This window comes from Flavobacterium sp. B167r (assembly GCF_056824315.1).
This window is the reverse complement of sequence record NZ_CP124859.1, coordinates 1,324,413-1,337,610: the sequence shown is the minus strand read 5'-3', so window position 1 is coordinate 1,337,610 and position 13,198 is coordinate 1,324,413. Positions and strand designations below refer to the sequence as shown.

Here is a 13,198-nt window from a genome sequence, read left to right as displayed (position 1 = left end):
AGAATTAACAAAATATTTAAAATTATTCTGCATCAACTTATCACTTTACTATATTATCTTGAATTTTGTATTTACTTTTGCAGTCTAAAATTTTGATTATGTATAGAAGTCATAATTGTGGCGAATTAAACGCTTCAAATATTAATACCGAAGTTACACTTGCGGGCTGGGTTCAAAAATCACGTGATAAAGGATTTATGAATTGGGTCGATTTGCGTGACCGTTATGGAATTACTCAACTTATTTTCGACGAAAGTCGTACAGATAAAACTGTTTTTGAATTGGCTAAAACTCTAGGAAGAGAATTTGTAATTCAAGTAAAAGGAACAGTAATCGAGCGTGAAGCTAAAAACAAAAATATTCCAACGGGTGAAATTGAAATTTTAGTTTCTGAATTGACGATTTTAAATGCTGCACTTACTCCTCCATTCACTATAGAAGACGAAACAGATGGTGGAGAAGACATCAGAATGAAATACCGTTATTTGGATATCAGAAGAAATCCAGTAAAAAATAGCTTGTTATTCCGTCACAAAGTGGCAATGGAAGTTCGTAAATATTTATCTGATTTAGATTTCTGCGAAGTTGAAACTCCTTATTTAATCAAATCTACTCCTGAAGGAGCGAGAGATTTCGTTGTACCAAGCCGTATGAACGAAGGTCAGTTTTATGCTTTGCCACAATCTCCTCAGACTTTCAAACAGCTTTTAATGGTTGGAGGAATGGATAAATATTTCCAAATCGTAAAATGTTTCCGTGACGAAGATTTACGTGCAGACCGTCAGCCTGAGTTTACTCAAATTGACTGCGAAATGGCATTTGTAGAACAAGAAGATATTTTGAATATTTTTGAAGGGTTGACAAGACATTTACTTAAAGAAATTAAAGGCATTGAAGTAGATAAATTCCCAAGAATTACTTACGACTATGCCATGAAAACATACGGAAATGACAAACCGGACATTCGTTTCGGAATGAAGTTTGGAGAATTAAACGAATTTGCGCAACATAAAGAATTCCCTGTATTTAATGCCGCTGAATTAGTTGTTGGAATCGCTGTTCCGGGAGCTGGAAATTACACTCGTAAAGAAATCGACGGATTAATTGACTGGGTGAAACGTCCTCAAGTTGGAGCATCTGGAATGGTTTATGCAAAATGCAACGAAGACGGAACATACAAATCATCTGTAGATAAATTCTACGATCAAGACGATTTGGCAAATTGGGCAAAAGCAACAGAAGCAAAACCTGGAGACATGATTTTTGTTCTTTCTGGACCTGCAAACAAAACGCGCGCTCAACTTTCTGCTTTACGTATGGAATTGGCAACTCGTTTAGGATTGCGTAATCCTGAGGAATTTGCACCACTTTGGGTTGTAGATTTCCCATTATTAGAACTTGACGAAGAAAGCGGTCGTTACCATGCAATGCACCATCCATTTACTTCTCCAAAACCTGAAGATATGGCTTTACTGGAAACAGAGCCTGGAAAAGTTCGTGCAAACGCATACGATATGGTTTTAAACGGAAACGAAATTGGAGGTGGATCTATTCGTATTCACGATAAAGCGACTCAACAATTAATGTTTAAATATTTAGGATTTACCGAAGATGAAGCAAAAGCTCAATTTGGATTCTTAATGGATGCTTTCCAATTTGGAGCACCGCCTCACGGTGGATTAGCATTTGGTTTAGACAGACTGGTAGCTATTTTAGGAGGTCAAGAAACAATTAGAGATTTTATCGCGTTCCCAAAAAACAATTCAGGACGCGATGTGATGATCGACGCACCCGCTGCAATTGATGATGCACAATTAAAGGAACTTCGAATTAAAGTAGATTTAGCTTAATTTGAAATAAATTTATCCCTATATAAAAAGAAAAGCCATTGAAATTTCAATGGCTTTTTTAATTTTACCAAATACTAAGAAAAATCTTAGATAATTTCTTTGAATTGCCAAATTCTTACAAATTAGTATTTTTTATATTCCTACAATTAATGATTCGCAAATTATGGTATTTTATAAACAAATTGATTCAATAAACCACGTAAAAACACTGTAAATCAATAATTTTTACAAAAAATTAACACGTATATGTCTTTTGTATGATATTATATATTACATTTGTTTTATTATAAATTATTATTACAATTACAATGCGTACAGGTACAGTAAAATTTTTCAATGAATCTAAAGGTTATGGATTCATTACAGACGAAGAAACAGGAAAGGACATCTTCGTTCACGCTTCAGGAATTAACGCGGAAGAATTACGCGAAGGTGACCGTGTAAGCTACGAAGAAGAAGAAGGAAGAAAAGGGAAAGTTGCTGCTAAAGTAGCAGTAATCTAAGAAAAATATAGCAATTTATTTTTTTTGCCTCTGAATGGTCTCAGAAAACGTTTCGATTAAATTCGAAACGTTTTTTTTTTTGCCTATATCTTAAAAAAATATTAAAATAACGCCATGTTATTTATAATGAATAAAAATTAGACATAAACGCGGTTCGACCCCCTACTTAAATCCTTTTTTAGCTTGTGTTTTACAGACTTCCAAGTTATCTTTGTGACTCATTTTTTAAGTATAAAATCGAAGTTTATGCAATCTGATCAATACAGTTACATTCCTATTTTAATGCAGTTTATTCTAGCTGTTGGTTTTGTGGTAGGAACAATCATTATTTCTGGAAAATTAGGACCAAGAAGAACCTCTGAAGTTAAAGATAAAAACTTCGAATGTGGTATCGAATCTGTTGGTAACGCCCGTATTCCATTCTCTGTAAAATACTTCCTAGTTGCCATTTTGTTCGTATTATTCGACGTAGAGGTTATTTTCCTTTATCCTTGGGCAGTAAACTTCAAAGACTTAGGAGTTGAAGGAATGTTAAAAATGATAGTTTTCATGTCTTTGCTTTTAGTTGGTTTCTTTTATATCATCAAAAAGAAAGCATTAGAGTGGGAATAAATAGAGATTTTAGATTTTAGATTCCTGATTTTAGATTTACGCATCTTCAATTAAAATTTAAGATTTGAACTCCAATTAAATTACTGATTTAAAAAATTGATTTTACTTTTTACGATTTGAAAAAATCTAAAATCTAAAATCAGAAATCTAAAATAAAATGAGCGATTCAAAAGTAAATATGGTTGCGCCGCCAGAAGGAGTTACTGGTGAAGGTTTCTTCGCTACAAAACTTAATGATGTAGTTGGTTTAGCAAGAGCTAACTCATTATGGCCGCTTCCTTTCGCGACTTCATGCTGTGGTATCGAATTCATGGCAACAATGGCATCTCACTATGACTTAGCTCGATTTGGTTCTGAGCGTGTGAGTTTCTCGCCAAGACAAGCAGATATGTTATTAGTGATGGGAACTATTTCAAAAAAAATGGCCCCTATTTTAAGACAAGTATATGAGCAAATGTCTGAGCCTCGTTGGGTAATTGCTGTTGGAGCTTGTGCTTCTTCAGGAGGAGTTTTTGACACTTATTCTGTTCTGCAAGGAATTGACAAAGTAATTCCAGTTGACGTTTATGTGCCAGGATGCCCACCAAGACCAGAACAAATTGTTGATGGAGTAATGAGACTTCAGGAATTGGTAAAAAGCGAATCTGTGAGACGCAGAAGCTCACCAGAATACCAAGAATTATTAGCTTCATATAATATCTCATAAGATGGCCTTAGAAAATACCCAAATTCAAGACAAACTTGTAGAAACATTCAATAGCGATGTTTTTAACTTTCAGCAAGAAAGAGATATTTTTTCTTTAGAAGCTTCAGCTGATAAAATCACTGCGTTGATTCTTTTCCTTAAAAATGATCCAGAATTACGTTTTAACTTCTTAACCGATTTATGCGGAATTCATTATCCAGATAATGAAGCTGAACGTCAGTTTGCTATTGTTTATCATTTACATAACTGGTACGAAAATAAACGTTTGAGAATTAAAGTATATATCAGCGGTGAAAAACCAGAGATCAAATCAATTTCAAATATTTTCTTGAGTTCAAACTGGATGGAAAGAGAAACATACGATTTCTTTGGAGTTAATTTTATTGGCCACCCGCAATTGAAACGTATTTTAAATATGGACGAAATGGTGTCTTTCCCTATGAGAAAAGAATTCCCAATGGAAGACAGCGGAAGAACTGATAAAGACGACAGATTCTTTGGAAGAACAACAACAAATTGCTAAAAAATAATTCAACATTATAAAATGTCAGAACTATTATTACCACCAGAGCATCGTTATGCTAAAATAATTAAGGAGAAACTAAACGAAGACGGAAGCGAACTTTCTGTACTGAATTTAGGACCTACTCACCCGGCTACTCACGGTATTTTTCAAAATATCCTTTTAATGGACGGAGAAAGAATTCTTGAAGCTGAACCAACAATTGGTTACATTCACAGAGCTTTCGAAAAAATCGCTGAGAATCGTCCTTTTTATCAAATTACACCTCTTACAGACCGTATGAACTATTGCTCCTCTCCTATCAATAATATGGGATGGTGGATGACTTTAGAAAAATTATTAGGTATTGAAGTTCCAAAAAGAGCACAATATTTAAGAGTTATCGTTATGGAGCTGGCTCGTATTACAGACCACTTAATCTGTAACTCGATTCTTGGGGTTGATACTGGTGCGTATACTGGTTTCTTATACGTTTTTCAATTTAGAGAAAAAGTATACGAGATTTACGAAGAAATTTGTGGCGCTCGTTTGACTACAAATATGGGAAGAATTGGTGGTTTTGAAAGAGACTGGACTCCAGAAGCTTTCAAAAAAATCGAGGCTTTTCTTGAAGAATTTCCAGTTGCTTGGAAAGAATTCGAAAACTTATTCGAAAGAAATAGAATTTTCCTTGACAGAACTGTAAACGTTGGTGCTATATCTGCTGAACAAGCAATGGCTTACGGATTTACAGGTCCAAACTTGCGTGCTGCCGGAGTTGATTATGACGTTCGTGTTGCACAACCATACTCATCTTACGAAGATTTCGATTTTATTGTTCCTGTTGGAAAATCGGGAGATACTTACGATCGTTTCTGTGTTCGTAATGCTGAAGTTTGGGAAAGTTTAAGCATTATTCGTCAGGCTTTGGACAAAATGCCAGCTGGAAACGAATATCATGCTCAAGTTCCAGATTATTACCTTCCTCCAAAAGAAGATGTGTATAATAATATGGAATCATTAATCTATCACTTTAAAATTGTAATGGGAGAAGTTCCTGTTCCAGTTGCAGAAATTTACCATCCTGTTGAAGGTGGAAATGGAGAGTTAGGTTTTTATTTAGTTACTGACGGAAGTAGAACTCCATATAGATTACATTTCAGAAGACCTTGTTTCATTTACTATCAAGCATATCCAGACATGATTAAAGGCGCTTTACTGTCTGATGCGATTGTAATTTTGTCAAGTTTAAATGTAATTGCAGGAGAATTAGACGCGTAAGAAATTGTAGATTTTAGAATTTAGATTTTAGATTGCTGATTGAGAATGCAGATTTTAGAATTTAGATTTAAAAATTATAATTAGGAATTGAAAAATTCAGATTGAAGAATCTAAAACTTAAACAATGATTGAAGAATCATAGATTATAGACAAAGATTGTGAAAATCAGAAATCTAAAATCAGAAATCTAAAATTAAAATGGAACGTAAACATTACAAACAAGAAATAAATATGACAGAAGCATTGATGACTCGCATCAATGAATTGATTAGTCATTATCCTGAAGGTAAACAAAAATCGGCTTTATTGCCTGTTTTACATGAGGTTCAGGATGCACATAACAACTGGTTAAGCATTGAATTGCAAGATAAAGTTGCCGAAATTCTTCAGATCAAACCTATTGAGGTTTATGAAGTAGTGACTTTTTATACCATGTACAACCAAAAACCAATTGGAAAATACATGTTTGAGTTTTGCCAGACTTCTTGTTGTTGTTTAAACGGTGCCGAAAATTTAATGGATTATACTTCTGAAAAATTAGGCATTAAAATGGGCGAAACAACTCCAGACGGAATGTTTACCATTGCTGGTGTAGAATGTTTAGGTGCTTGCGGATACGCTCCGATGATGCAGTTGGGAGATTTCTACAAAGAGAAATTGACAGAAGAAAAAATCGATCAGCTTATCGCAGATTGTAGAGATGATAAAATAATATTACACGATAAATAAGATGTCACAAAAAATATTATTAGATAAAATCAATATTCCTGGAATTAAAACCTACGAAGTATATCGCCAAAATGGTGGTTATGCTTCTGTAGAAAAAGCTTTAAAAACACTTACTCCAGATGAAGTTACTGAAGAAGTAAAAAAATCAGGATTACGTGGTCGTGGTGGAGCTGGTTTCCCTGCTGGAATGAAATGGAGTTTTATTGACAAAAAATCAGGAAAACCAAGACACTTAGTTTGCAACGCCGACGAATCTGAGCCTGGAACATTTAAAGATCGATTCTTGATGGAATATATTCCTCATTTATTGATCGAAGGAATGATTACTTCAAGCTATGCATTGGGCGCTAACCTATCTTATATCTACATCCGTGGAGAATATATGTGGGTTTTCAAAATTTTAGAAAGAGCAATCGCCGAAGCAAAAGCTGCAGGTTGGTTAGGAAAAAATATATTAGGAACAGGTTATGATCTTGAACTTCACGTACACTGTGGAGCTGGAGCATACATCTGTGGAGAAGAAACAGCATTAATCGAATCTTTGGAAGGTAAAAGAGGAAATCCTCGTATTAAACCACCTTTCCCAGCAGTTTCTGGTCTTTGGGCAAATCCAACTGTAGTAAACAATGTTGAAACAATTGCGACTGTGCCTTGGATTGTAAACAATTCTGGTGATGATTATGCTAAAATTGGAATTGGACGTTCTACTGGAACTAAATTAATTTCTGCTTCAGGACACATTAAAAATCCTGGGGTTTATGAAATTGAATTAGGTTTAAGTGTTGACGAATTCATGAATTCTGATGAATATTTAGGAGGAATGTCTTCTAGCAGACCTTTGAAAGCATTTGTTCCTGGAGGATCTTCAGTGCCAATTTTACCAGCTGAATTGATTTTCAAAACAGCAAACGGTGAAGACAGATTAATGACTTACGAATCTTTAAGTGATGGTGGTTTTGCTACTGGATCTATGTTAGGTTCTGGAGGATTTATCGTGTACAACGACACTGCTTGTGTAGTAAGAAACACTTGGAACTTTGCTCGTTTTTACCACCACGAATCTTGCGGACAATGTACACCTTGCCGTGAAGGAACGGGATGGTTGGAAAAAATCTTATGGAGAATCGAAAACGGTCAAGGCCGTGAAGAAGATATCGAATTGTTGTGGAGTATTCAAAGTAAAATCGAGGGTAATACAATTTGCCCACTTGGCGACGCCGCTTCTTGGCCAGTAGCAGCTGCGATTCGTCACTTTAGAGATGAATTCGAATATCACGTTCGTTTCCCAGAAAAAATCAAAAATAGAGATCACTTTGTTGCTGAACCTTTTTCACAAGTAAAGCATTTAGTAGGCGGTAAAGTAATAATATAGTCAAAAGTTAAAAAGTCGAAAGTTGGAAAGTTTTTAAAGTTGAGTAGATTGACTTTGGACTTTAGACTTTAGACATTAAGACATAAAGAAATGAAAGTAACCATAGACGGTCAAAGTATAGACGTAGAGCCAGGAACAACGATCCTGCAGGCTGCACGTATGATTGGTGGAGATTTGGTGCCGCCAGCCATGTGCTATTACTCAAAATTAAAAGGGAGTGGCGGAAAATGCCGTTGCTGCTTAGTTGAAGTTTCAAAAGGAAGTGAAGCTGACCCTAGACCAATGCCAAAATTAATGGCATCTTGTGTAACAGGATGTATGGACGGAATGGAAGTAAATAGTAAATCTTCTGCCAGAGTTACGGAAGCACGTAAATCGGTGACAGAATTTTTATTGATCAACCACCCATTAGACTGCCCAATTTGTGATCAAGCTGGTGAATGTGATCTTCAAAATTTAAGTTTTGAGCACGGAAACCCAAAATCACGTTTTATTGAAGAAAAAAGAACATTTGAACCAGAAGATATTGGTCCAAACATTCAACTACATATGAACCGTTGTATCTTATGCCAAAGATGTGTGCAAGTTGCAGATCAATTGACAGACAACAGAGTTCACGGAGTATTAGATCGTGGTGACCACGCTAATATTTCAACTGGAATTTCTAAAGCAATCGACAATGAGTTTTCAGGAAACATGATTGACGTTTGTCCAGTTGGAGCTTTAACAGACAAAACTTTCCGTTTTAAATCAAGAGTTTGGTTCAACAAACCTTACAACGCGCACAGAGAATGTACAACTCCAGGATGTTGTGGAAAAACTACAGTTTGGATGTTTGGTGGAGAAATTCAACGTGTTACAGGTCGTAAAGATGAGTACCATGAAGTTGAAGAATTCATTTGCAACAGCTGTCGTTTTGATCACAAAGATGTAAATGACTGGGTTATTGAAGGACCAAGAGAATTTGAAAAAGATTCTGTTATCAACCAAAATAACTACACTCAAAAACTTGAGAAAGTACAAATCGATACTGAAAAGAATATTCTTATGGGTAGAGATATTGACCGTAAAAAAATTAGTATGGCTGAAATTCCATTATACAATAACAATAAAAACTCTTAATGATGGTAGATGGTGCGTTTATTATAGAAAAGAGTGTTGTAATTGTTGTAGTTTTTGCTGTAACGATGATTATGGCAATGTATTCTACTTGGGCTGAACGTAAAGTTGCAGCTTTCTTGCAAGACCGTGTTGGTCCAAACCGTGCTGGATGGGGAGGTTTATTACAACCACTTGCTGATGGTATGAAATTATTCTCAAAAGAAGAATTTTTCCCAAATACACCGAATAGATTTTTATTTGTTGTAGGACCAGCAATTGCCATGAGTACTGCCTTAATGACAAGTGCTGTTATTCCGTGGGGAGATCATTTAGTAGTTTTTGGAAGAGAAGTTATTCTTCAGGCAACTGATATAAATATTGCTCTATTATACATTTTTGGAGTTCTTTCTGTTGGAGTTTACGGTATCATGATTGGTGGATGGGCTTCTAACAATAAATTCTCATTAATGGGAGCTGTTCGTGCAGCTTCACAAATGGTTTCTTATGAAGTTGCAATGGGATTATCAATGATTGCTTTATTAATGATGACCGGAACAATGAGTTTAAAAGTAATTTCTGAACAGCAAGCGGGAATGAATTGGAATGTTTTCTATCAGCCTTTATCATTTTTGATTTTCTTGATTTGTTCATTCGCAGAAACTAACAGAACACCTTTCGATTTAGCAGAATGTGAGAGTGAATTAATTGGAGGTTACCACACGGAATATTCATCAATGAAAATGGGATTCTATTTATTTGCTGAATATGCTAGTATGTTTACTTCTGCTACTATTATTTCTGTATTGTTCTTTGGAGGTTACAACTATCCTGGAATGCAATGGATGGTGGAAAATGTTGGTGTAAATACCGCTAACTTATTAGGAATTGCAGTATTATTTGTAAAAATATGTTTCTTCATATTCTTCTACATGTGGGTACGTTGGACGATTCCAAGATTTAGATATGACCAATTAATGAACTTAGGTTGGAGAATTTTGATTCCACTTTCGATTATTAATATTATGATTACGGGTGCTGTTATTTTAAGACACGATATCGCAACAGCTTTAGGATTCTAACAAACCGTAATGCCCTAGCCCTGATCGAAGCGGCATCCTTTTATGGTGGGGTTCACCATAAAAGATACAGCGGAGAGCAGGATTAAGCTTCAAATAAAAATAAAATAGATTTTGAATTTGATTGATCTCAAATTGTAAATCATAAACTATAATAGTAAAAATGTCAATAGAAACTATATCATTATCGGGTAGAAAAAAAGTGGTGTCAAATAAAGACATGACTTTTTTGGAACGATTGTATCTTGTGGCGATTGTAAAAGGTTTGGCTATCACGCTTAAGCACCTTTTTAGAAAAAAAGTTACGATTCATTATCCTGAGCAGGTTCGTACGATGAGCCCCGTTTACCGTGGTCAGCACATGTTGAAACGTGATGAGCAAGGTCGTGAAAACTGTACTGCTTGTGGATTATGCGCATTATCTTGTCCTGCGGAAGCAATTACAATGAAAGCTGCTGAACGTAAAGCAGACGAAAAACATTTATACAGAGAAGAAAAATATGCTGAAATCTATGAGATCAACATGCTTCGTTGTATTTTCTGTGGTTTGTGTGAAGAAGCTTGTCCAAAAGACGCTATTTACTTGACACAGTCTAAAGTTTTAGTTCCTGCTAGTTACGAAAGAGAAGATTTCATTTTTGGGAAAGATAAATTAGTAATGCCTTTAGAAATGGCTATGAAAAACGCTCAACTTAAAAACGCTAACTAAATGATACATATTCCCGATTTTGCACACGCAACAACTGTTCAAATTATCTTTTGCTTTTTAGCGTTTATTACCGTTATTACTGCGTTTTTAACTATTTTCAGCAGAAATCCAATTCACAGTGCTATTTATTTAGTTATCTGTTTCTTCTCGATTGCTGGTCATTATTTATTATTAAATTCTCAATTCTTAGCAATTGTACATATAATAGTTTACTCTGGAGCTATTATGATTCTGTTCCTGTTTACGATCATGTTGATGAACTTAAATGAACAACGAGAAGTTCACCGCCCTAGAATTACACGCTTAGGAGCAATTGTTTCTTTCTGTTTAATAGTGATTGTTTTGATTACAATCTTTATTAACTCGAAACCAATTGTAGGTGAATATGATTCTACTGGAGAAGATTTCCAATCAATTAAAGTTTTAGGTAAAATTTTATTGGACGAATATATGGTTCCATTCGAATTTGCTTCGATCTTACTTTTGGTTGCTATGATTGGAACAGTTCTATTGTCTAAAAAAGAAAAATTAAATAAATAATGGGTAATATATTAAATCAAATAGGTATTGAAAATTACATCTTTTTGAGTGTTGTACTTTTCTGTATTGGTATTTTTGGTGTATTGTACAGACGAAATGCTATTATCGTTTTCATGTCTATCGAAATTATGTTGAATGCGGTAAACCTTTTATTTGTTGCTTTTTCAACTTATCATCAAGATGCGCAAGGACAAGTTTTTGTGTTCTTCTCGATGGCGGTTGCTGCAGCCGAAGTTGCGGTAGGATTGGCCATTTTAGTTTCTATCTTTAGAAATATCGGATCAATTAGTATCGATAATTTAAAAAATTTAAAAGGATAAACAGAAATGGATACCAATTTAGCATTAATTTTAGTTTTAACTCCTTTACTAGGTTTTCTAGTAAATGTCTTTTTTGGAAAAAGCTTAGGAAAAACAGCTTCTGGTGCAATCGGAACTGTTGCCGTGGCGATTTCTTTTGTAGTCTCTCTTTTACTTTTTAATCAAATAACTTCAACTGGAAAAGGAATTCAGGTTACCTTATTTGATTGGATTCAAATTAGCAACTTAAAAATCAATCTTGGATTTTTATTAGATCAATTATCTGTTCTTTGGTTACTTTTCGTAACTGGAATTGGATCTTTGATTCACTTATACTCTATCAGTTACATGCATGATGATGAGAATATGCACAAGTTTTTTGCGTATTTAAATCTGTTCGTATTCTTTATGATTACGCTTGTAATTGGAAGCAACTTATTAGTTCTTTTCATTGGATGGGAAGGTGTTGGACTTTGTTCTTACCTATTAATTGGATTCTGGCATAAAAACCAAGATTACAATGATGCAGCGAAAAAAGCTTTCATCATGAACAGAATTGGAGATTTAGGTTTATTAATTGGAATGTTCATTTTAGGATATACTTTCCATACTTTAGACTATAGCGAGCTGAAGGAAATAATTTCAACCATTAAAATTGATCCGTCAATTGCAATGTCTTTATCTGCTGCTGCTTTATGTCTATTTATTGGAGCTTGTGGTAAATCTGCTCAAATTCCGTTATACACTTGGTTACCTGATGCGATGGCTGGACCGACTCCAGTTTCTGCATTAATCCACGCAGCTACGATGGTGACTGCAGGTATCTTTATGGTAACAAGATTAAACTTTATTTTTGACTTGGCTCATGATGTTCAAAATGTAATTGCAATTATTGGAGCTATCACTTCATTAGTAGCGGCTACAATTGGATTAGTTCAAACTGATATCAAAAAAGTATTGGCTTACTCTACAGTTTCACAATTAGGATTAATGTTTTTAGCATTAGGATTTGGAGCTTATGAAGTAGCTGTTTTTCACGTAATCACTCACGCTTTCTTTAAAGCTTGTTTATTCTTAGGATCTGGATCTGTAATTCACGGTTTACATGGTGAGCAAGATATGCGTAAAATGGGTGGACTTAGAAAAGCAATGCCAATTACATTCTGGACAATGTTGATTTCTTCATTAGCAATTTCTGGAGTTCCATTGTTCTCAGGATTCTTTTCTAAAGACGAAATTTTAATGACTGCTTTCCACCATAGCATTCCATTATATGTTGTTGGATCGGTTGCTTCAATTATGACAGCTTTTTACATGTTTCGTTTAATGTTCTTGACTTTCTTCAAAGAATTTAGAGGAACTGAAGAGCAAAAACATCATTTACACGAAAGTGGTTCATTAATTACTATTCCGCTTATCATCTTAGCTATTTTAGCAACTTTTGGCGGGTTAATTAGTTTACCTGGAAATAGCTGGTTGAATCATTACTTGGCTCCTCTTTTCACAAAAGCGGCTGGTGAAGAACACCATTTAGGTACAACTGAATACACTTTAATGGGTGTTGCAGTTCTTGGTGGATTATTAGGTATTTTAATTGCTTATGTTAAATACTTTAAGCAAGATAATATTCCAGAATCTGATGAAAACATTACTGGTTTGAGCAAAGTATTATACAACAAATATTATGTAGACGAAGTTTACGATGCAGTATTTGTACAGCCAATTAATAGTTTGTCTAAATTCTTTAGAGACTATATTGAGACAGGATTATCTGCACTTGTTTTTGGATTAGGTAAAATAGCAAACGAAATTGCTTTTCAAGGAAAAAAATTACAAACAGGAAGCATCGGATTATATTTATTTGTTTTCGTGTTAGGTCTTTGTGCCATTGTATCTTATATATTTTTAGCTCAATAAT

General features: G+C 34.6%; 14 protein-coding genes. All 14 read left to right on the top strand.

Annotated elements, in window-relative coordinates:
• Positions 1 to 98 precede the first annotated feature (98 nt).
• Positions 99 to 1,850 (top strand): aspartate--tRNA ligase, encoded by a 1,752-nt coding sequence (gene aspS / locus QLQ96_RS06105; RefSeq protein ID WP_482495539.1) that lies wholly within the window; start codon positions 99 to 101, stop codon positions 1,848 to 1,850.
• Between the two features lie 308 nt (positions 1,851 to 2,158).
• Positions 2,159 to 2,353, top strand: coding sequence for a cold-shock protein (locus QLQ96_RS06100; protein ID WP_007137066.1), 195 nt, complete (start codon positions 2,159 to 2,161; stop codon positions 2,351 to 2,353).
• Positions 2,354 to 2,599: 246 nt separating this feature from the next.
• Positions 2,600 to 2,965 (top strand): NADH-quinone oxidoreductase subunit A, encoded by a 366-nt coding sequence (locus QLQ96_RS06095; RefSeq protein WP_306154575.1) that lies wholly within the window; start codon positions 2,600 to 2,602, stop codon positions 2,963 to 2,965.
• Between the two features lie 157 nt (positions 2,966 to 3,122).
• Positions 3,123 to 3,671, top strand: coding sequence for an NADH-quinone oxidoreductase subunit B (locus QLQ96_RS06090; protein WP_026727108.1), 549 nt, complete (start codon positions 3,123 to 3,125; stop codon positions 3,669 to 3,671).
• A gap of 1 nt (position 3,672) precedes the next feature.
• Positions 3,673 to 4,194: an NADH-quinone oxidoreductase subunit C gene (locus QLQ96_RS06085; RefSeq protein ID WP_482495538.1), complete on the top strand. Its 522-nt coding sequence runs from the start codon at positions 3,673 to 3,675 to the stop codon at positions 4,192 to 4,194.
• A gap of 21 nt (positions 4,195 to 4,215) precedes the next feature.
• Positions 4,216 to 5,454 carry an NADH-quinone oxidoreductase subunit D gene (locus tag QLQ96_RS06080; protein ID WP_482495536.1) on the top strand — a complete coding sequence of 413 codons (1,239 nt, stop codon included), beginning with the start codon at positions 4,216 to 4,218 and terminating at the stop codon, positions 5,452 to 5,454.
• A gap of 198 nt (positions 5,455 to 5,652) precedes the next feature.
• On the top strand, positions 5,653 to 6,183 hold the full coding sequence (locus tag QLQ96_RS06075) for a complex I 24 kDa subunit family protein (protein ID WP_294784027.1): 531 nt from the start codon (positions 5,653 to 5,655) through the stop codon (positions 6,181 to 6,183).
• A gap of 1 nt (position 6,184) precedes the next feature.
• Entirely contained in the window at positions 6,185 to 7,555 is a 1,371-nt protein-coding gene (nuoF, locus tag QLQ96_RS06070) for an NADH-quinone oxidoreductase subunit NuoF (RefSeq protein ID WP_482495535.1), read from the top strand.
• 90 nt (positions 7,556 to 7,645) lie between these two features.
• On the top strand, positions 7,646 to 8,677 hold the full coding sequence (locus QLQ96_RS06065; protein WP_482495534.1) for an NADH-quinone oxidoreductase subunit G: 1,032 nt from the start codon (positions 7,646 to 7,648) through the stop codon (positions 8,675 to 8,677).
• Positions 8,677 to 9,735, top strand: a complete 1,059-nt coding sequence (nuoH, locus tag QLQ96_RS06060; protein ID WP_482495533.1) for an NADH-quinone oxidoreductase subunit NuoH — start codon at positions 8,677 to 8,679, stop codon at positions 9,733 to 9,735. The genes QLQ96_RS06065 and nuoH overlap by 1 nt, the downstream gene beginning before the upstream one ends.
• Before the next feature lie 160 nt (positions 9,736 to 9,895).
• Complete coding sequence (locus QLQ96_RS06055; RefSeq protein ID WP_482495532.1) at positions 9,896 to 10,441, top strand: NuoI/complex I 23 kDa subunit family protein; 546 nt, start codon at positions 9,896 to 9,898, stop codon at positions 10,439 to 10,441.
• Positions 10,442 to 10,981: an NADH-quinone oxidoreductase subunit J family protein gene (locus QLQ96_RS06050; RefSeq protein WP_482495530.1), complete on the top strand. Its 540-nt coding sequence runs from the start codon at positions 10,442 to 10,444 to the stop codon at positions 10,979 to 10,981.
• Positions 10,981 to 11,301, top strand: coding sequence for an NADH-quinone oxidoreductase subunit NuoK (gene nuoK / locus QLQ96_RS06045; protein ID WP_008466103.1), 321 nt, complete (start codon positions 10,981 to 10,983; stop codon positions 11,299 to 11,301). Before QLQ96_RS06050 ends, nuoK begins: the two co-directional genes overlap by 1 nt.
• 6 nt (positions 11,302 to 11,307) lie before the next feature.
• Positions 11,308 to 13,197, top strand: a complete 1,890-nt coding sequence (gene nuoL, locus QLQ96_RS06040; protein WP_482495527.1) for an NADH-quinone oxidoreductase subunit L — start codon at positions 11,308 to 11,310, stop codon at positions 13,195 to 13,197.
• The last annotated feature ends 1 nt before the right edge of the window (position 13,198 follow it).

Coding starts and splice junctions, on each gene's coding strand:
- QLQ96_RS06085 (WP_482495538.1), top strand. CDS start 3,673: ATGGCCTTAGAAAATACCCAAATTCAAGACAAACTTGTAGAAACATTC.
- nuoF (WP_482495535.1), top strand. CDS start 6,185: ATGTCACAAAAAATATTATTAGATAAAATCAATATTCCTGGAATTAAA.
- QLQ96_RS06065 (WP_482495534.1), top strand. CDS start 7,646: ATGAAAGTAACCATAGACGGTCAAAGTATAGACGTAGAGCCAGGAACA.
- QLQ96_RS06075 (WP_294784027.1), top strand. CDS start 5,653: ATGGAACGTAAACATTACAAACAAGAAATAAATATGACAGAAGCATTG.
- QLQ96_RS06090 (WP_026727108.1), top strand. CDS start 3,123: ATGAGCGATTCAAAAGTAAATATGGTTGCGCCGCCAGAAGGAGTTACT.
- QLQ96_RS06055 (WP_482495532.1), top strand. CDS start 9,896: ATGTCAATAGAAACTATATCATTATCGGGTAGAAAAAAAGTGGTGTCA.
- QLQ96_RS06080 (WP_482495536.1), top strand. CDS start 4,216: ATGTCAGAACTATTATTACCACCAGAGCATCGTTATGCTAAAATAATT.
- nuoK (WP_008466103.1), top strand. CDS start 10,981: ATGGGTAATATATTAAATCAAATAGGTATTGAAAATTACATCTTTTTG.
- nuoH (WP_482495533.1), top strand. CDS start 8,677: ATGATGGTAGATGGTGCGTTTATTATAGAAAAGAGTGTTGTAATTGTT.
- QLQ96_RS06100 (WP_007137066.1), top strand. CDS start 2,159: ATGCGTACAGGTACAGTAAAATTTTTCAATGAATCTAAAGGTTATGGA.
- QLQ96_RS06095 (WP_306154575.1), top strand. CDS start 2,600: ATGCAATCTGATCAATACAGTTACATTCCTATTTTAATGCAGTTTATT.
- nuoL (WP_482495527.1), top strand. CDS start 11,308: ATGGATACCAATTTAGCATTAATTTTAGTTTTAACTCCTTTACTAGGT.
- aspS (WP_482495539.1), top strand. CDS start 99: ATGTATAGAAGTCATAATTGTGGCGAATTAAACGCTTCAAATATTAAT.
- QLQ96_RS06050 (WP_482495530.1), top strand. CDS start 10,442: ATGATACATATTCCCGATTTTGCACACGCAACAACTGTTCAAATTATC.